Annotated in this window: 18 protein-coding genes and 1 riboswitch; of the genes, 1 reads left to right on the top strand and 17 read right to left on the bottom strand. The window is 71.3% G+C overall.

Annotated features, from left to right (window positions below; genetic code table 11):
* Positions 1-19: 19 nt before the first annotated feature.
* The 9 genes from QFZ74_RS22925 to rpsB all read right to left on the bottom strand — a co-directional run bounded on the left by QFZ74_RS22925 (position 20) and on the right by rpsB (position 10356).
* Positions 20-1621: an iron ABC transporter permease gene (locus tag QFZ74_RS22925; RefSeq protein WP_307622684.1), complete on the bottom strand. Its 1602-nt coding sequence runs from the start codon at positions 1619-1621 to the stop codon at positions 20-22.
* Between the two features lie 38 nt (positions 1622-1659).
* Positions 1660-2751 carry a thiamine ABC transporter substrate binding subunit gene (locus QFZ74_RS22920; RefSeq protein WP_307622683.1) on the bottom strand — a complete coding sequence of 364 codons (1092 nt, stop codon included), beginning with the start codon at positions 2749-2751 and terminating at the stop codon, positions 1660-1662.
* Positions 2752-2833: 82 nt separating this feature from the next.
* Positions 2834-2941: riboswitch (TPP riboswitch) on the bottom strand.
* Positions 2942-3027: 86 nt separating this feature from the next.
* Entirely contained in the window at positions 3028-4134 is a 1107-nt protein-coding gene (gene rlmN, locus QFZ74_RS22915; protein ID WP_307622682.1) for a 23S rRNA (adenine(2503)-C(2))-methyltransferase RlmN, read from the bottom strand.
* Positions 4135-4208: 74 nt separating this feature from the next.
* Entirely contained in the window at positions 4209-5477 is a 1269-nt protein-coding gene (locus QFZ74_RS22910; RefSeq protein ID WP_373462429.1) for a cytochrome P450, read from the bottom strand.
* A 175-nt stretch (positions 5478-5652) separates the two neighbouring features.
* Positions 5653-6744 (bottom strand): phosphatidate cytidylyltransferase, encoded by a 1092-nt coding sequence (locus QFZ74_RS22905; RefSeq protein WP_307622680.1) that lies wholly within the window; start codon positions 6742-6744, stop codon positions 5653-5655.
* Positions 6744-7301, bottom strand: a complete 558-nt coding sequence (gene frr / locus QFZ74_RS22900) for a ribosome recycling factor (RefSeq protein WP_307622679.1) — start codon at positions 7299-7301, stop codon at positions 6744-6746. Before frr ends, QFZ74_RS22905 begins: the two co-directional genes overlap by 1 nt.
* 190 nt (positions 7302-7491) lie before the next feature.
* Positions 7492-8250: a UMP kinase gene (gene pyrH, locus QFZ74_RS22895; protein WP_307622678.1), complete on the bottom strand. Its 759-nt coding sequence runs from the start codon at positions 8248-8250 to the stop codon at positions 7492-7494.
* A 191-nt stretch (positions 8251-8441) separates the two neighbouring features.
* Positions 8442-9278, bottom strand: coding sequence for a translation elongation factor Ts (gene tsf / locus QFZ74_RS22890; protein WP_307622677.1), 837 nt, complete (start codon positions 9276-9278; stop codon positions 8442-8444).
* 154 nt (positions 9279-9432) lie between these two features.
* The gene (gene rpsB, locus QFZ74_RS22885; protein ID WP_307622676.1) at positions 9433-10356 is read right to left on the bottom strand and encodes a 30S ribosomal protein S2; all 924 of its coding nucleotides are present in this window, start codon (positions 10354-10356) and stop codon (positions 9433-9435) included.
* 277 nt (positions 10357-10633) lie between these two features.
* On the opposite strand from rpsB, the gene QFZ74_RS22880 reads away from it, so the two are divergent.
* Positions 10634-11221, top strand: coding sequence for a murein hydrolase activator EnvC (locus QFZ74_RS22880; RefSeq protein WP_307622675.1), 588 nt, complete (start codon positions 10634-10636; stop codon positions 11219-11221).
* A gap of 305 nt (positions 11222-11526) precedes the next feature.
* Here the strand turns inward: QFZ74_RS22880 and QFZ74_RS22875 are convergent, their stop codons facing one another.
* The 8 genes from QFZ74_RS22875 to lepB all read right to left on the bottom strand — a co-directional run bounded on the left by QFZ74_RS22875 (position 11527) and on the right by lepB (position 18472).
* Positions 11527-12084 carry a TetR/AcrR family transcriptional regulator gene (locus QFZ74_RS22875; protein ID WP_307624253.1) on the bottom strand — a complete coding sequence of 186 codons (558 nt, stop codon included), beginning with the start codon at positions 12082-12084 and terminating at the stop codon, positions 11527-11529.
* Between the two features lie 63 nt (positions 12085-12147).
* Positions 12148-12990 (bottom strand): RNA polymerase sigma factor WhiG, encoded by an 843-nt coding sequence (gene whiG / locus QFZ74_RS22870; protein ID WP_307622674.1) that lies wholly within the window; start codon positions 12988-12990, stop codon positions 12148-12150.
* A 293-nt stretch (positions 12991-13283) separates the two neighbouring features.
* Complete coding sequence (gene dprA / locus QFZ74_RS22865; protein WP_307624252.1) at positions 13284-14414, bottom strand: DNA-processing protein DprA; 1131 nt, start codon at positions 14412-14414, stop codon at positions 13284-13286.
* Positions 14415-14587: 173 nt separating this feature from the next.
* Positions 14588-16216, bottom strand: coding sequence for a YifB family Mg chelatase-like AAA ATPase (locus QFZ74_RS22860; protein ID WP_307622673.1), 1629 nt, complete (start codon positions 16214-16216; stop codon positions 14588-14590).
* Between the two features lies 1 nt (position 16217).
* On the bottom strand, positions 16218-16580 hold the full coding sequence (locus tag QFZ74_RS22855; protein ID WP_307622672.1) for a YraN family protein: 363 nt from the start codon (positions 16578-16580) through the stop codon (positions 16218-16220).
* A 181-nt stretch (positions 16581-16761) separates the two neighbouring features.
* Positions 16762-17070, bottom strand: coding sequence for a DUF2469 domain-containing protein (locus QFZ74_RS22850; protein WP_003993268.1), 309 nt, complete (start codon positions 17068-17070; stop codon positions 16762-16764).
* Between the two features lie 93 nt (positions 17071-17163).
* Entirely contained in the window at positions 17164-17691 is a 528-nt protein-coding gene (locus tag QFZ74_RS22845; RefSeq protein ID WP_307622671.1) for an NUDIX hydrolase, read from the bottom strand.
* Positions 17681-18472 (bottom strand): signal peptidase I, encoded by a 792-nt coding sequence (gene lepB / locus QFZ74_RS22840; protein ID WP_307622670.1) that lies wholly within the window; start codon positions 18470-18472, stop codon positions 17681-17683. Before lepB ends, QFZ74_RS22845 begins: the two co-directional genes overlap by 11 nt.
* Positions 18473-18647 lie beyond the last annotated feature (175 nt).

Raw genomic sequence — 18647 nt, 5'->3', positions numbered from 1 at the left:
AACTCTCCTGTCCAGAGCATCAGAACTCCCCGGTCCGGTCGGTGCGCAGCCGCTCCAGCACCAGCAGCGCCACCGCGCACACCACCATCAGCACCGTCGAAAGGGCCATCGCCTGGCCGTAGTTGAGGTCACCGGGCCGCCCCAGCAGCCGCGCCACGGCGACCGGCAGCGTCGGCTGGTCGGGCCGGGCGATGAACACGGTCGCCCCGAACTCCCCCAGCGAGACGGCGAACGCGAACCCGGCGGCGATCAGCAGCGCCCGCCGCACCAGCGGCAGATCCACCTCGCGCCACACTCGCCAGGGCGAGGCCCCGAGCACGGCCGCCGCCTCGCGCAGTCGTCCGTCGACCGCCCGCAGCACGGGCAGCATGGACCGTACGACGAAGGGCACGCCGACCAGCGCCTGGGCGAGCGGGACGAGGATCCAGGACTGGCGCAGGTCCAGCGGCGGCCGGTCGAGCGCGATGAGGAAGCCGAAGCCGACGGTCACGGCGGAGACGCCGAGCGGCAGCATCAGCAGCGCGTCGAAGCCCCGTACGATCCGGCCGGCGTCCCGCCGGGCCAGCGCGGCCGCGGCGAGGGCGCCGATCACGACGGCGATGGCGGTCGCGGCGGCGGCGTACTCGAGGGAGTTCCCGATCGCCCAGATCGGCGCCACCAGGAACGTGCCGCCGTCCGTGCGGGTCAGCGCCCGGTAGTAGCCCACGTCCGGGGCGTCGAGGGAGCGCGCCACCAGCACGGTGAGCGGCAGCACCAGGAGGAGGGCGACGGTGGCGAGGACGCCGGCCAGCAGCGTCCACTGCCCGGCTCCGCGCGGCCGGCGCGCCGTGACCGCGGCGTCGACCAGCCGCAGCGCGGTCTCCCGGCGGCGCACCGTCCAGGCGTGCACGGCGAGGATGGCGCCGACCGCCGCGAACTGGACGATCGTGAGGACGGCGGCCGTGGAGAGGTCGAAGAGCTCGGACGTCTGCCGGTAGATCTCCACTTCGAGGGTCGAGAACCCGGGGCCGCCGAGGATCTGGACCACGCCGAAGGAGGTGAAGGTGAACAGGAAGACCATCAGCGCGGCGGCGGCCACGGCCGGGGCGAGTGCTGGAAGGGTCACCGTGCGCCAGGCCCGCAACGGGGAGGCGCCCAGCATCCGCGCGGCCTCCTCCTGCCGCGGGTCGAGCTGGGACCACAGGCCGCCCACCGTCCGTACGACGACGGCGTAGTTGAAGAAGACGTGCGCGAGCAGGATCGCCCACACCGTCGTGTCCAGCCGTACGCCCCACAGCGCGTCGAGCAGTCCGCCGCGGCCGACGAGCGCCAGGAACGCCGTGCCCACGACGACCGTCGGCAGCACGAACGGCACCGTGACCACCGCGCGCAGGAGCTGTTTGCCCGGGAAGCCGAGCCGCGCGAACACGTACGCGCCGGGCAGCGCGAGAAGCAGGGTGAGCGCGGTGGAGGCCAGCGCCTGCCAGGTGGTGAACCACAGCACGTGCCGGATGCCGGGCTGCGCCACGACGTCCGCGATCCGCCCGAACTGCCAGACACCGTCGGCCTTGAGCCCGCGCGCGACGATCGCGGTGACGGGCCAGGCGAAGAAGACGGCGAAGAACGCGACCGGCCCGGCCATGAGTCCGAGCCGTGCCGCGTTCCCCCGCCTCGTGGCCGCTACTTGAGTACGAGCGACGTCCACGACTTGACCCACTGGTCGCGGTTGGCGGCGATCCGGTCGGGCGCCATGGTCTGCGGAGTCTTGGCCTGCGGGCCGTACTTCTGGAACTCCGCGGGGACCTGGGCCCCCTTGACCACGGGGTAGACGAACATGTTGAGCGGCATGTCGTTCTGGAACTCGCGGCTCAGCAGGAAGTCCAGCAGCGCCTTGCCGCCCTTGGTGTTGCGGGCGTTGCTCAGCAGTCCGGCGTACTCGGTCTGCCGGAAGCAGGTGCCGCTCGCCACGCCGGTGGGGGCGGTCTTGGGCTTGGGGTCGGCGTAGATGACCTCGGCGGGCGGGGAGGAGGCGTAGGAGACGACGAGCGGCCGGTCGCCGTGCGCCTTCCTGCCGCCGGCGGAGCCGGAGAACTCCTGGTCGTAGGCCTGCTCCCAGCTGTCGACGACCTTGACGCCGTTGGCCTTGAGCTTCTTCCAGTAGCCCTCCCAGCCCTGGTCGCCGTAGCTCGCGGCGCTGCCGAGCAGGAAGCCGAGGCCCGGCGAGGAGGTGGCGGCGTTCTCGGTGACGAGGAGGTTCTTGTACGCGGGCTTGGCCAGGTCGGCGAAGGACTTCGGCGGGGTCAGCTTGTGCTTGCTGAAGTACGCCTTGTCGTAGTTGACGCAGATGTCGCCGGTGTCGATGGGCGTGACCCGGTGCTTGTCCTCGTCGGCCCGGTACTGAGGCTGGATCAGCTGGGAGCCCTTGGCCTGGTACGGCTGGAACAGCCCGTTGTCGAGGGCGCGGGACAGCAGGGTGTTGTCGACGCCGAAGAGGACGTCGCCCTGCGGGTGGTCCTTGGTCAGGATCGCCTTGTTGACGGCCTGCCCGGCGTCGCCGTCCTTGAGGACGGTGACCTTGTAGCCGGACTGCTTCTCGAAGTCCTTGAGGACGTCCTTGGAGACGGCCCACGAGTCGTGGCTGACGAGGGTGACCGTCTTGGAGCCCGCGGCGCCCTGGTCGGTCTTGTCGTCCTTGCCCGCCGTCGGTCCGCACGCGGACAGCGTGACGAGGCCGAGGCCGACCGCGGCGGCCACGAGGGTTTTGGTGTGCACTGGTTGTCCTCCTGGGGTTGGCCAGGAAGAGACGCGGCGCCCTGTCCCGGCCCCGCGTGGGGGCCGGGACAGGGCGCGACAGCTTGAGTGATGACCGAACTTCCTACCCAGAATGACCTGGGCGAGGTTCAGAGGGTCTGCGGCCTGTGTGCCGCACTCTCAGCGCTGTGGCGCTCCCCTGTCGGAATATGACGATGTATGAAGTTGTACGGCATTGCGCCGCCCTCAGCCTACCGCCAGCCGCTCGCGGGGCCACCACCGCGGGCGCCCCCGGAACTACCGCTCGGTCGCCGCGAGCTGTCCGCAGGCCCCGTCGATCTCCTGACCGCGGGTGTCGCGGACGGTGACGGGCACGCCGTGGGCCGCGATGGCCTCGACGAACGCCTTCTCGTCTTCGGGCCGCGAGGCGGTCCACTTGGAGCCGGGCGTCGGGTTGAGCGGGATGAGGTTGACGTGCACGGGCCTGCCCTTGAGCAGCCGGCCGAGCCGGTCGCCGCGCCACGCCTGGTCGTTGATGTCCCGGATGAGCGCGTACTCGATGGACAGCCGGCGCCCGGACTTCTCGGCGTACTCGAACCCGGCGTCGAGCACCTCGCGCACCTTCCACCGTGTGTTCACGGGGACGAGAGTGTCGCGCAGCTCGTCGTCGGGGGCGTGCAGCGAGATGGCGAGGCGGCACTTGAAGTCCTCGTCGGCGAAGCGGTGGATCGCCGGGACGAGGCCGACGGTCGACACGGTGATGCCGCGCTGCGACAGACCGAGGCCGTCCGGCGCCGGGTCGGTGAGTGCGCGGATGGCACCCACGACGCGCTTGTAGTTGGCGAGCGGCTCGCCCATGCCCATGAAGACGATGTTGGACAGCCGCGCGGGCCCGCCGGGAACGTCGCCGTCCCTGAGGGCGCGCATGCCGTCCACGATCTGGTGAACGATCTCGGCGGTGGACAGATTCCGGTCCAGCCCGGCCTGTCCGGTCGCGCAGAACGGGCAGTTCATGCCGCAGCCGGCCTGGGAGCTGATGCACATGGTCACCCGGTCCGGGTAGCGCATGAGCACGGACTCGACGAGCGTCCCGTCGAACAGCCGCCACAGTGTCTTGCGCGTGGCGCCCTGGTCGGTCTCCAGGTGCCGGACGGTCGTCATCAGCTCGGGCAGCAGCGCCTGCTGCAGCTTGCCGCGCGAGCCGGCCGGGATGTCGGTCCACTCGGCCGGGTCGTGCGCGTACCGCGCGAAGTAGTGCTGCGCGAGCTGCTTGGCGCGGAACGGCTTCTCCCCGATCGCGGCCACGGCCTCCTTGCGCTCGGCGGGCGAGAGATCGGCAAGATGCCGCGGCGGCTGCTTGGCTCCGCGCGGGGCGACGAAAGTGAGTTCTCCGGGCTTGGGCATGGTTCTACCAGTGTCGCAGATCCAAATCGGGTGACCTGCGGCTGTCGCCCGGGAGGGAGCGCGCCTGACGCGGGCTACCAAGTCACCGGCAGCGTCCTCGGCCCCCGAATGAGCCCCTGGCGCTGGAACTCGACCTCTCCCGGGGGCACGGCGAGGCGGATCTCGGGGAAGCGGTCAAGTACGGCGGTGATCATCACCTCGGCCTCCATGCGGGCCATGATCGCGGCCAGGCAGTGGTGGGGGCCGTGGCCGAAGGCGAGGTGGGGGACGCCGGTGCGGTCGAAGTCCAGGGCGTCGGGGTTGGGGAAGGCGTCGGGGTCGCGGTTGGCGGCGACGTACGCGTTGTAGACCACGTCACCGGCGCGGATCAGCTGGCCGCCGACCTCGACGTCCTCGGTGGCGATGCGGGGGATGCCGACGCCGTTGCGGTGCGGGACGTAGCGGAACAGTTCCTCCACGGCCTTCGGGAGGAGCTCCGGTTCGCGGCGCAGCCTCGCGAGCTGGTCGGGGTGGGTGAGCAGGGCGTACATCATGGAGCCGCTGTTGTTGCGGACCGCGTGGCCGCCGCTGACCTGGATGGCCATCGCGAGCGAGATCGCCTCGTCGTCCGTGATCTCCCCGGCGGCGGCCGCCTGCGCCAGCACGCCGGCCAGGTCCTCGCGCGGGTCCTCGCGGCGGCGCTCCAGGAGCTCGACGATCCGGGCGCGGGTCGCCTCGCGCGCCTTGCGGCCACGCTCCTCGGAGTCCGCGCCCGCGGCCAGCAGTGCCTCGCCCTTCTCGGCCCAGCGGTGCCAGTCGCTCTCGTCGACCCCGAGGAAGTCGCGGACGACGGCGATGGGGAACGGTCCGTGCAGATGCTCCATGAGGTCGGCCGGCGCTCCCGCCCGCTCCATTCCGTCGAGCAGTTCCGCGGCCCGGCGTTCGGCCAGCGGGCGCAGCCGCTGCATGGCCTTGCCGTTGAACGCCCGCGCGACGACCCGGCGCAGTTGGTTGTGCCGGGGCGCGTCGATGTACTGCAGCCCGGCCGTCTGCGACGCCACCGGCTCCGGCCGCATGCTGGTCACCGGGCGCCCGATGACCTGCTCGCGCGAGAAGCGCGGGTCGGACGTGACGAAACGGACGTCCTCGTACCGGGTGACCAGCCAGGCCTCGCCCTCACCGTGCGGCAACTTGATCCGCGTGACAGGCTCCTCCCGCAGCAGCTGGTCGAGGAACGGGTCCGGGTCGAGGGCGGGCAGGTCATCGACGGCCCAGAACCGCACGTCCGGTGGAGTTGGCGGCGTGGGAGGAAGGTGCGGCGCCTCGGGGGCAGGCCCGGAGGCAGGAGCGGAGTCCAGTGCCATTGCGCACCTCTTCCTCGACGGCGACAGTCGTCTTCCGACTGTGGGGCCGGGTGGCCGGTGCGGCCATTTGTGCTGCGGCATACGGGTTCGGCGACGCCAGTGAAGCAAGAGGAGGCAGCGAGCCCCCGCCCAGAAATGGACGGGGGCTCGACAGCCGGCTACTCCAAGGCCCCGCCTACACAGACCCCACGAAGATCACCAGAAGCAGCCACACCACCGGAGCCGTGGGGAGCAAAGAATCCAGGCGGTCCATGATGCCGCCGTGGCCCGGCAGCAGCGTGCCCATGTCCTTGATGCCGAGGTCCCGCTTGATCATCGACTCGCCGAGGTCGCCGAGCGTGGCGCTGACCGCTACCGCGAGGCCCAGGAGCAGGCCCTGCCACCAGGTGCCGTCGTCGATGAGGAACTGCATGCACAGCGCGCCCGCCACCATCGCGAAGGCGATCGCGCCGAGCAGGCCCTCGCGGGTCTTGCCGGGGCTGATGCGCGGGGCGAGCTTGTGCCTGCCGAAGCGCCAGCCGACGGCGTACGCGCCCGTGTCGCTGACGACCGTCAGGATCAGGAAGGTCAGCACGCGCCACGAGCCGTCGTGGGCGTCCAGCATCATCGCCACGAACGTGGCCAGGAACGGCACGTAGAACGCCGCGAAGACGCCTGCCGTGACGTCTCTGAGGTAGTTCTCGGGCGGTTCCGTCATACGCCAGACCAGGACGGCCAGCGCGGTGAGCGCCATGGCGATCCAGGCGCCCTCGGCGCCCCGGACGTATCCGGCGACCACCATCGCGGCGCCGCCGACCGCCAGCGGGACCAGGGGCGCCTTGATCTCCTTGCGCTCCTGGAGTCTGCTGGTCAGCTCCCACAGGCCCACCACGACGGCGACCGCGATCACGCCGACGAACACGGCCTTGACGATGAACAGCGACGCGACGATCACCGCTCCGAGCCCGACCCCGACCCCTATGGCCGCTCCCAGGTCCCGGCCCGCGCTCTTCTTCTGCGGTGCGGGCACCGGCTGCGGGGCGTCGGGCATGGGCTCCGGATTCTGCGGCGCCCCTCCGTGGGGGTAGGCCGACGGGTTCTGGGTGCGGAACGTGTCGTGGTGCGGAGCGCCCTGGTAGGACGGCTCGCTGTGGAACGGCTCGTCTCGGAACAAGGGGCCGCTCAGCCGAGCGGCCCCCCGGTCGCCATCCTGGTCGTGGCCAGGCCCGTGGTCGGTGGGCCCTACGTACCCGCTCGGTGGCGGCGGCCCCCAGGAAGAGTCGTTCATCAGACCTCGAGCAGCTCCGCTTCCTTGTGCTTCAGGAGCTCGTCCACCTGGGCGACGTACTTCGCCGTGGTGTCGTCGAGCTCCTTCTCCGCACGACGGCCCTCGTCCTCGCCGACCTCGCCGTCCTTGATCAGCTTGTCGATGGCGTCCTTGGCCTTGCGGCGCACGGAGCGGATCGAGACGCGGGCGTCCTCGGCCTTGCCCTTGGCGACCTTGATGTAGTCGCGGCGGCGCTCCTCGGTCAGCTCGGGGAACACCACACGGATGATGTTGCCATCGTTGCTGGGGTTGACGCCCAGGTCGGAGTCGCGGATCGCCTGCTCGATGTTACGCAGCGCGCTCTTGTCGAACGGGGTCACGACGGCCATGCGCGGCTCCGGCACGGAGAACGAGGCCAGCTGGTTGATCGGCGTCAGCGCGCCGTAGTAGTCGGCCACGATCTTGTTGAACATCGCCGGGTGCGCACGCCCGGTGCGGATCGCGGCGAAGTCCTCCTTGGCGACCACGACGGCCTTCTCCATCTTCTCCTCGGCCTCGAGGAGGGTCTCTTCGATCACCACTTGCTCCTGCGTGTCTTGAGTAGGCCCGGCTGCGGTTGCCTGTCGGTGGCGGCGGCCGGCTGCGTCGCGTCTTCTTCCTGCACGGTTCCCGACCGGCAGGACATTGTCCATCCCCCGGTCAGGGGCCGCTGCGTCCGTCCCACGGACGGCAACACCTGCTGTCAGTGGAACGGTCGTGGTGCGCCGGTCAGTTCCGGCTGCCCTGATCTCCCACGAGCGTGCCGATCTTCTCACCCTTGACGGCCCGCGCGATATTGCCCTCCGCGAGGAGCTCGAACACGAGGATCGGAAGCCTGTTGTCGCGGCACAGCGTGACGGCGGTGGCGTCGGCGACCTTCAGTTCGCGGGTGATGACCTCGCCGTAGCCGAGGGAGTCGAACTTGACGGCGTCCGGGTTGGTCTTCGGGTCGGCGTCGTAGACACCGTCCACGCCGTTCTTGCCCATGAGGAGCGCCTCGGCGTCGATCTCGAGGGCGCGCTGGGCGGCGGTGGTGTCGGTGGAGAAGTACGGCATGCCCATACCGGCGCCGAAGATGACCACGCGGCCCTTCTCCAGGTGCCGGATGGCGCGCAGCGGGATGTACGGCTCGGCGACCTGGCCCATGGTGATGGCGGTCTGTACGCGGCTGTCGATGCCCTCCTTCTCCAGGAAGTCCTGGAGGGCGAGGCAGTTCATCACGGTGCCGAGCATGCCCATGTAGTCGGACCGGGCGCGGTCCATGCCGCGCTGCTGGAGCTCGGCGCCGCGGAAGAAGTTGCCGCCGCCGATGACGACCGCGATCTCGGCACCGTCGCGCACGACGGCCGCGATCTCACGGGCGATCTTGTGCACCACGTCGGGGTCCACGCCCAGGCCCCCGCCACCGGAGAAGGCCTCTCCGGACAGCTTCAGCAGAAACCGGCCGCGTACTTTGCCGTCGTCGCTCTTCTGGGCCTTGGTGGTCATGGGGATCCCGCCTCTTTCATGTGGTGCACATACGAAGAAGGCCATTGCCGGTGGGGTTGCTTTTCGCTCCCATACGCGGCAATGGCCTCCTCGTCAGATCTGCTGCCGTCCGTCACGTGCCGGACTGTGACGGCGTGTGCGGACGACTGCTGTCGACCCTATAGGGGTCGCGCGTCGATCGTGGTACGGACTCAGATGCCGACCTTGATACGCGTGAAGCGCTTCAGGGTGACACCGGCCTCGTCCAGAACCTTCTGGACCGACTTCTTGTTGTCCAGCGCGTACGGCTGGCCGAGCAGCGTGGCGTCCTTGAAGAAGCCGTTCACGCGACCCTCGACGATCTTCGCGATCGCGGCCTCGGGCTTGCCCTCGGCGCGGGTGGTCTCCTCGGCGATGCGACGCTCGGACTCGATGACCTCGGCCGGCACGTCCTCCTTGGAGAGGTACTTCGGCGCGAAGGCGGCGATGTGCTGGGCGATGCCCTTGGCGACCTCGGCGTTCGGCTTGTCCAGCTCGACGAGGACACCGATCTGCGGGGGCAGGTCGGGCATCGTGCGGTGCATGTACACCGTCACGAAACCGTCGGCGAACTGCGCGAAGCGGTCCAGGACGATCTTCTCGCCCAGGTTGGCGTTGGCCTCGTCCACGAACGCCTGGACGGTCTTGCCGGGCTCGATCTCGGAGGCGAGCAGGGCCTCGAGGTCGGCCGGGGCGGTCTTGGCGACGTGCTCGGCGATGGCGTTGGCCACGGCCTGGAACTTGTCACCCTTGGCGACGAAGTCCGTCTCGCACTTCAGCTCGACGAGGACGCCGGAGGAGTTGTCGTCGGCGATGATCGAGACCACGGCGCCGTTCTCGGCGGAGCGGCCCTCGCGCTTGGCGACGCCCTTCTGGCCCTTGATGCGGAGCGCCTCGACGGCCTTCTCGACGTTGCCCTCGGCCTCGTCCAGCGCCTTCTTGCAGTCCATCATGCCGGCGCCGGTGAGCTCGCGGAGCTTCTTGACGTCAGCGGCGGTGTAGTTCGCCATGAGTCTGTGAATCTTTCTCGATGTCCGGAAGATCGAAGATCAGGGGGTCTGCGGTCTCCAGGGAGCCGGGGCCCGCCGGTACACCGCTGACCTACGGGTGAACGGCGGGAGCGGAAGTCGCTTCACGCTCCCGCCGTCAACGCTGACGTAAAGGTCAGGCCTGCTCGGCCGGAGCCTCGACGACGGTCTCGGTGACGACCTCGGCGGCGGGCGCCTCAGCGGCCGGGGCCTCGGTGGCCGGGGCCTCGGTGGCGGCAGCCTCGGTGGCGGCAGCCTCGGTGGCCACGGCAGCCTCGTCGGCCTTCTTCTCGCCCTCGAGCAGGTCGCGCTCCCACTCGGCGAGGGGCTCGCCCGCGGCCTTCTCGCCCTTCTCACCGGTGGCGGCACCGGAACGGGCGATGAGGCCCTCGGCGACGGCGTCGGCGATCACACGGGTGAGCAGGGTGACGGAGCGGATCGCGTCGTCGTTGCCCGGGATCTTGTAGTCGACCTCGTCGGGGTCACAGTTGGTGTCGAGGATGGCGACGACCGGGATGTTGAGCTTCCGGGCCTCGCCGACCGCGATGTGCTCCTTCTTGGTGTCCACGATCCAGACGGCGCTGGGCACCTTCTGCATCTCGCGGATACCACCGAGGGTCTTCTCCAGCTTGGCCTTCTCGCGCGAGAGCACGAGAAGCTCCTTCTTGGTCAGACCGGAGGCGGCGACGTCCTCGAAGTCGATCTGCTCGAGCTCCTTGAGGCGCTGCAGACGCTTGTAGACGGTCGAGAAGTTGGTGAGCATGCCGCCCAGCCAGCGCTGGTTGACGAAGGGCATGCCGACGCGGGTGGCCTGCTCGGCGATGGCCTCCTGCGCCTGCTTCTTCGTGCCGACGAACATGACCGTGCCGCCGTGGGCGACGGTCTCCTTGACGAACTCGTAGGCGCGGTCGATGTACGACAGCGACTGGAGCAGGTCGATGATGTAGATGCCGTTGCGCTCGGTGAAGATGAAGCGCTTCATCTTCGGGTTCCAGCGACGGGTCTGGTGACCGAAGTGGACGCCGCTCTCCAGCAGCTCCCGCATCGTGACGACGGCCATGGCCGTATCTCCTTGAGTTTCTCGGTTGTCGCGGATGCCGGACGGCTCCCGCGCCTGACGCCCGTGGTGCGCCGTTGCCACATGAGGACCGAGGGGCGCGGACACGATCGGACGTTGCCGTCCGCCTCGTGTCGGGGCGTGCGAAGTCGACCCGGTGACCCGGATCGCCATCAGAAGTGTACGGGACCCGCGGGGTACCGGGTGACGCGGCTGTCCACAACGGGCCGGTTGTCCACAGTCCCGGCCGTGATCGACGGGAGTGCGGGAGCCTTCCTGCATGCGACGAGTGAGGCGATGCGCGGGTACGTGGCTGGGCTTGCTGCTGGTACTGCTGCTGGGGCCGGCACCGGATGCGCCGGCCCCGGCGAGGTGGGCGGGCGCCCCTCCCCCACCGGTTCCGGCGATCGGCGGGGCCTGGCCCGTGGGCACCCGGCCCCCGGTGTTACGTGGCTGGGACCCCCCGGCGACGACGTACGGCCGCGGCCACCGGGGCGTGGACCTCGGCGCGCCGGCCGGAACCCCGGTCCGTGCGGTGGCGCCGGGCCGCGTGTCCTTCGCGGGCCGGGTGGCGGGACGCGGCGTCGTGTCCGTCCACCTGACGGGCACTGACCTGCGTACAACGTACGAACCGGTGAGCCCGTCGGTGAAGGAGGGGGAGGAGGTGGGGGCGGGGGAGGCGGTGGGGGTGGTCGAACCGACGGGCTCGCACTGCCCGACGACGTGCGTCCACTGGGGCCTGCTGAGAGGCAAGACCTACCTGAACCCCTTGTCACTGCTCCCACCCTGGCTGCTGCACGGGGGCCCGTCGAGGCTGCTGCCGGTGTTGGGAGTGCCGCTGCCTCGGGAGGGGCGTGGGGCTTGGTGAGGGCAGTGCGGCCCGGGGGCGGGGGAGGCCGATGGGGCTGCTGCCTGCTGCCTGGTCTAGCGGAGCCGACGGCCTACGGCCGGAGCTGACCGCCTACGGCAGGGTGCCTGACGGCGGGGTCTCACGACCTGACGTCGGCTGCGAGCAGCGGTGCCGCGCAACTGGGCGCCGCCGCCCGGCTGGGGCGGGTGCGGGTGGGGGTGCGGGTGGGGGACCCTGGTTGCTCGCCGGGCGGGGGGGGGGAGGGGAGGGGAGGGGAGGGGAGGGGAGGGGAGGGGGGCGGGGGGCCGGCTCCCTGGCCGGGCTCAGCCCCGTACGCCCCGGAGGGCCATCGCCACCGCCGCGTCAGTGATCGCCGTCGGGTCCTCCGCGGCACCCAGTTCGATGCGGCGGACCGCGGCGTCGACGATGCCCTGGAGAAGCATCGCGGCCAGGCGGGGCTCGGCGTGGCCCAGCTCGGCGACCGCTTCGACGATCAGCGCGACGAGGCCGCCGTGCGCGGCGCGGATCTTCTCGCGGGCGCCGGCGTCCAGTTCGCTCGCGGAGATCGCCACGACGGCGCGGTGCCGCCGGTCCCCGACCAGGGACAGCTGCTTGCGCACGTACGCCTCGACCTTGTCCTCGGCGGACCCGGCACCGTCCATCGCGGCCGACACCTCCGCGGCCCAGACGGGGAAGTCGGCCTCGCACAGTTCCTCGACCACGGCGGCCCGCGACCGGAAGTACTCGTACACGGACGAGCGCGCCAGCCCCGTGCGCTCGGCCAGGGCCGGGAAGGTCAGTGCCTCCGTCCCGCCCTCGGACAGCAACGACCGAGCCGCGTCCAGCAGGGCGGCTCGCTGCATCGACCGGTGCTCGGCCACGGAGGCCGCTCGAATCCTTGGCACGTCAACTACTTTACGGTGGGGCCACCCTCCGCGGGGAGCTCACCGTCCGAAGCCGGCGAGCTTCGCGCGGAGCTGGAGCACCGACTTGGTGTGAATCTGACTGACCCGGCTCTCGGTGACGCCCAGCACGTTGCCGATCTCGGCGAGGGTGAGCCCCTCGTAGTAGTACAGCGTGACGACGGTCTTCTCCCGGTCCGGGAGCGTGTTGATCGCGCGCGCCAGGAACCGGCGCAGCTCCCGGTCCTCGGCGATCTCGACCGGGTTGTCGGCGGCGGTGTCCTCCAGCGTGTCCATCAGGCTCAGCCGGTCGCCGCCGTCGCCGCCGACGTGCAGCAGCTCTTCCAGGGCGACCACGTTGGCCAGCGACAACTGGCTGAAGACCGCGTGGAGTTCGTCCACCTCGATGCCCAGCTCGGCGGCCACCTCGATCTCCGAGGGGGTGCGCCGGAGCCGCGCCTCCAGGGTGGCGTAGGCCCGCTCGACGTTGCGCGCCTTCTGCCGCACGGAGCGGGGAATCCAGTCCAGCGCGCGCAGTTCGTCGATCATCGCCCCCCGGATTCGGGTGATCGCGTACGTCTCGAACTTGATCTCGCGCTCGATGTCGAACTTCTCGATCGCGTCGATCAGCCCGAACACGCCCGAGGACACGAAGTCGGCCTGTTCCACGTTCGGCGGCAGGCCGACACTCACCCGGCCCGCCACGTACTTCACCAGCGGCGAGTAGTGCAGGATCAGCTGCTCCCGCAGCTGATCGTCCCCCGTTGCCTTGTAGGACCGCCACAGCTCGTCGAGCGTCGAGGGAGCGGGCGGCCGCACGCTGCCACCGTCGCGGGCGGCTGGGGGGACCGCCGCCCGGTCGGACCCGGAGGTGTGCTGGGGCATTCGTCGCCTTGTGCCGTTCTGCCGTGAAGTGCTGTGAAGTGCCGTGAAGTGGTGCTGCCTGAGTGAGCTGCCGGTCTGGTACCGAGTTGCCGTGGTCTGCGTCGGAGTCCCCGTGAGCGTAGCGTGACTAAGGAGTCGCGGTGCGCGAACAACGAGGCTCCACCCCCTCGGGAGCGCCCGTCGCAACGCCCTCGACCGCGCTCCGCGCATCGCTCTGTGTGACCGCTCGGGAGCGCCAACTCCAGGGAATCCCAAGGACGTCGGGGTTCCCCCGGACGGCCGAACACTCTGGGTCAGCGAGAGGCCCGGCCACCTCGGACCGACATCATCGCCTGGCGTGTCAACTTCCAGCCGTCGCCGTGTCGTTCGACGTATCCAAGTGCTCGCAGTTCGTACAGCCTCGCGATCGTCTCGTCCTCCGTGGTCTGCGCGCCGCGGGCGATCTCCCGGGGGTGCGGCGCCCCGCGCGCGGGCAGGGCGGCGAGAACGCGTCGCGCGCCGGGTTCCAGCAAGTCGCGCGGGAGCACCGGGCCCCGCCGGACCGGGGCCAGCTCGCCGATCTCCCCGACCAGTTCGACTACTTCGGCGGCGTCGGTGACCAGCGCCGCCTCGCCGCGCAGCAGCTCGTGCACCCCCGCGGAGAGCCCGCTGGTGGCTGGTCCCGGCACGCCCATCGTGAACCGTCCCAGGCGCTGCGCCGCCCGTGCCGTGACCAGCGAGCCGCTGCGGTAGGCGGCCTCCACGACCACGGTGCCCCGGGTCAGCGCGGCGATCACACGGTTCCGCAGGATGAATCTGCTCGGCGTCGGATGATCGCCGGGCGGCAACTCCCCCACCACCAGGCCCTGTTCCGCGATCCTGCCGATCAGCTCGGTATGCCCGCGGGGGTAGGGCCGGTCGACACCGCAGGCGAGTACGGCGACGGTGGCGCCGCCCGCGCCGAGGGCGCCCCGGTGGGCGGCGCCGTCGACCCCGTAGGCGCCGCCGGACACCACGACCCACCCGCGCTCGGCGAGCCCGGCGGCCAGGGTGCCGGCCATGTGGGCGCCGTACTCCGTGCAGGCCCGGGCCCCCACGACGGCGACCGATCTCAGCGCCCACATCCGCAGACTGGGCCGACCGCGCACCCACAGTCCCGTCGGCCGGGCGTCCCCGAGGTCGTCGAGCTGGGCCGGCCACTCGCTGTTCCCGGGGGCGACGAAGCGCACCCCGGCGTCCCGCGCGACAGCCAGGTCACGCCGAGGATCGGCCCGCACGGCACGCTCCCGCAGCCCCGTCCAGCGCGCCTCGCTCACCCCCGGCAGCGGCGGACCGCCCTCGCGTAACCGCCGGGCCACTTCGCTCGGCCCGAACGCGCCCAGCCAACGCCCGCCGATCTCGTCGCCGGGTTCGATGACGCGGGTGAGGAAGACGCGGGCGAGCAGGTCGTCGTCCGGGGCGCCGTCTGCGGTGCTCCGTTCCGGGGCGCCGTCCTGACCGCCTCCCTTACTCCATCCCAGGGCGCCGTCCTGACCGTCTTCCTTGTTCCATCGCAGGGCGCCGTCCTGACCGTCTTCCGCACTCTCCCCCAGTGCACCGTCCGGCCTCTCTCCCCCGCTCACGCCGACGCCCCGAGGGCCATGGGTACCCCACGCGGGACGCCGGTGCGCAGGTGCAGGGCGAGGGCGACGTCCGTGGCGTCGGGCCGGTCGTGGCCGACGAGGTCTGCGACCGTCCAGGCGACGCGCAGCACGCGGTCGAGCCCTCGGGCCGTCAGCACGCCCCGTTCCAGGTTCCGCTCGGCCTCGTCCAGGGCGCCGGTCTCGGCGTGCCAGCGGCTGCGCAGCTCTCTGCCCGGAACTTCGCTGTTGGTCCGCCACGGGGTCCCGGACAGCCGCGCGGCCGCCCGCTCCCGGGCTGCCCGGACCCGGTCGGCGACCTGTGCGCTGGACTCGCCGCGGGCGCCGGCCTGGGTGAGCTGGGCGCGGGTGACCGGGTCGACCTCCACCCGCAGATCGACCCGGTCGAGGAGCGGGCCGGACAGCCGTGCCTGGTATCGGCGCACCGCCGACGGCGGGCACTCGCACAGAGTGTCCCGCTGCGAGAAGCGGCCGCACGGGCACGGGTTGGCCGCGAGCACCATCAGGAATCTCGCCGGGAACCTGACCACGCCGGCGCTGCGCGCGATCACGACGTGCCCGGCCTCGAGGGGCTGCCGCAGCGCGTCGAGGGTCTGGCTGCTGAACTCGGGAGCCTCGTCCAGGAACAGAACGCCCCGGTGAGCGAGCGAGACGGCGCCGGGGCGGGCGACGCCCTGGCCGCCGCCGACCAGTGACTGCATGGTGGCCGAGTGGTGCGGGGCGCAGTAGGGCGCGACGTCGATGAGGGGCTTGCCCGGCGGCAGCAGACCGGCCACCGAGTGCACGGCGGTGACCTGCAGCGACTCCTCGCGGCTGAGCCGGGGCAGCAGGGCGGGCAGTCGCTCGGCGAGCATGGTCTTGCCGGCGCCGGGTGGTCCTTCGAGGAACAGGTGGTGGCCGCCCGCGGCTGCCACCTCCACCGCCGTGCGTGCCGCGATCTGGCCCACGACGTCGGCGAGGTCGTGGCCCTGGTCGTGGGCGGCCGCGCCCAGGGTGTGCATGCCGGTGGCCGCCCCGGCTCCGGGCACGCGCAGTCCTGCCAGAAGCGGATCGGGGCGACCGCCCTGCTCCGCCGGATCCTCCTCGGGCACGGGTTCGTCCGTCAGGACGGCGATCAGCTGCCGCAGGCTGCGGATGCCGAGCACGGACACCCCGGGCACCAGCGCGGCCTCGGCGGCGGCGCACTCCGGGACGACGACCTGCTCGTATCCGGCGTCCGCCGCTGCCAGCACCGCGGGCAGGATGCCGCGTACCGGACGCACCCGCCCGTCGAGTCCCAGCTCCCCGATCATGACGATGTCGGCGAGCACCCGCGGATCGATCCGCTCGGCGGCTCCGAGCACCGCGCAGGCGACGGCGAGGTCGAATCCGGAGCCGGCCTTGGGTACCGAAGCGGGGCTGAGGCCGACCGTGAGCTTCTTCTGCGGCCACTCAGCGCCCGAGTTCACCACGGCCGCGCGTACTCGGTCCCGGCTCTCCGTCAGGCTCTTGTCCGGCAGTCCGACCAGCGTGAACGCCGCCACTCCTGGTTCGAGATCGGCCTGGACCTCCACCACCACGCCCTCGACGCCCACCAGCGTCACCGCGCACGTACGAGCGAACCCCATCTCAGGCCACCCCCCGCGCGTGTTCGACGACGGGCGCGCCGCGGTCGGGCAGGACGACGCCGACCAGGTCGATGCGCACGCCTCCCGGTGGGGCGCCTCCGTGGCTGTGGATCCAGCGTTCCGCGAGGCCGCGCAGGCGCCGCGCCTTGTCGGCGGTGACCGCGGCCATGGGGTGCTCGTAGCCGCCGTGCCTGCGGGTCTTCACCTCGCAGACGACCAGGACGTCGCCGTCCCGGGCGACGATGTCGATCTCCCCGGTCCTGCCACAGCGCCAGTTGCGCTCAAGGACCATCATTCCGGCCTCGGCCAGCCGCCGCGCGGCCAGATCCTCGCCGTACCTGCCGAGTGCACTGCGTGCGTTCATGTCGGCACCACCTCCGGCGCCAACCGTCGCGCAGCCCGCGGCAAGAAGTGGATCTTGGTGAGTTACTCAGCGGTTGTGGACAACTCCGTCACCCACACGTGTCGTATCGGGACCGCACACACCGGCCCGCACGCGCCAGCCCGCACGGGTGTTCCGTCGGGCCGCTCACCCGCTGGGCCGCTCACCCGCTCGGCAGCTCGAGATCGCTCTTGTTCAGCTCCTCGATGTTCACGTCCTTGAACGTGAGCACGCGGACCTGCTTGACGAAGCGGGCCGGCCGGTACATGTCCCAGACCCAGGCGTCCGCCATGGACACCTCGAAGAACACCTCGCCCTGGACCGAGTGCACCTGCATCTCGTAGTCGTTCGTCAGGTAGAAGCGGCGCTCGGTCTCGATCACGTATTTGAACAGACCGACGACGTCGCGGTACTCCCGGTAGAGCTTCAGCTCCATCTCGGTCTCGTACTTCTCGAGGTCCTCGGCGCTCATGGCATGTTCCCCTTCAGCCGTGCGATCCCCCCATTGTGCGCCAGTCCTGCGGACCCTCAGCCGATTTCCGGCTCGCGGGACGGTTTCCGTTTCCTAGACGATCTCCGGATCGAGGGTGACGGGGCTGGCGGGAGGACCCTCGTCGAGCAGCCTGCGCAGCAGCTCGGCGAGTCTGGTCGGATACACCGTCTCATGGGCCCGGGTCAGTTCCTCACACGTCCACCACCGCGCTCCGGCGACGCTGCGCCGCTCCAGTTCGGTCAGTGCCGTGGCCGCCGCGGTGGCCGCCTGGGCCGTACGGGCCAGGTAGTACCACTCGTCCTGGTCCCAGCGGCGGCCGGCGAACGGGAAGGAGCAGATGCGCCGCCACAGCACCGGGCCGAGCTCGACGTCGGTGATGCCGGTCTCCTCGACGAGTTCCCGCAGCGCCGCCTGCTCGCGCGTCTCCTCGCCCTCCAGGCCGCCGCCCGGCGTGAACCACCAGTTGTCGGAGGGGTCGTCCGGTTCGTGGCCGTGCAGCAGCAGGATGCGGTCCTCGGGGTCGAGCAGCACCACTCGGGCGACCTTGCGCAGACCGCCCTCGTACGCGTCGCCGCACGCCCCCGTGGCCTCAGTGTGCACCGGTGGCCTCCGGCCGGACACGGGCGCGCGAGCGGCTGCGCCACGCGGCGAGGGGGCCGTACGCGGTACCGCCGAGGATCAGGACGGCACCGGCGACGACCGCGGCGACCTGGAGGCGCAGCGGGCCCTGCTGCGACAGGGTGCCGAGGGCCTCGAAGCCGGTGGGGCGGGCCAGCATGCCGTTCATGGGCCAGGCGACAGCGTCGACGCGGGCGGTCACCGCGTTCCGGGCGACGGTGCCGCGGGCCGCGTCGCTGAGGTGGGCGGTGGAGTCCAGCGATCCCTGGCGCTCGTCGCCCAGGAGGAACAGGCGTCCCTGGGGCACCTTGACCGTCGGGAAGTCGGTGGTCTCGGCCAGGCTGCCCTCGGGCAGGTACGGCTCCTCGATCTTCTTGCCGTTGACGGTCAGCTTGCCCTCGGTGCAGCAGGCGACGGTGTCGCCGCCGACCGCGACCACGCGCTTGACCACGTCGGCGTTGGTGACCCAGCTCTTGTCGCGGAAGACGACGACGTCACCGCGGCGCACCTCCCCGCCGTCGACGCGCTGTGCGAGCACCCGGTCACCGGCGTTGATCGTCGGCGTCATCGAGCTGGTGGGCACGGTGTACGGGCGGTAGATCACCGCCGCCCAGGCGAAACCGCCGAGGAACAGCACCATGCCCAGGGCGACGGCCACTCCGGGCAGCCGCTCACCGAGCCTGCCGCCGGACCGCGCCGTGCCAGCGCCAGTACCAGTGCCCCCACTGTGCGGGGCCGTACGTGTCGTGCTCTCGCCACCCATGGCCCCGCACCCTACCCGGCGGCACCGGACGGGGGGAGTCCCCGTGAACGGCCCGCACGGTCGCGGACCTGCGGGAGTCCGCGTCGCCTCGGTCCGGGGGGTCACACAACCAACACCAAACCCCCGCCGGACCGCGGACGACGAGGGTCGTCGGGGGCCGGCGGGGGCCGGATGG

It is taken from the genome of Streptomyces sp. V3I7, from assembly GCF_030817495.1.
GTDB lineage: Bacteria > Actinomycetota > Actinomycetes > Streptomycetales > Streptomycetaceae > Streptomyces.
The sequence above is the reverse complement of the archived record's forward strand: the minus strand, read 5'-3'. Positions and strand labels throughout refer to the sequence as shown.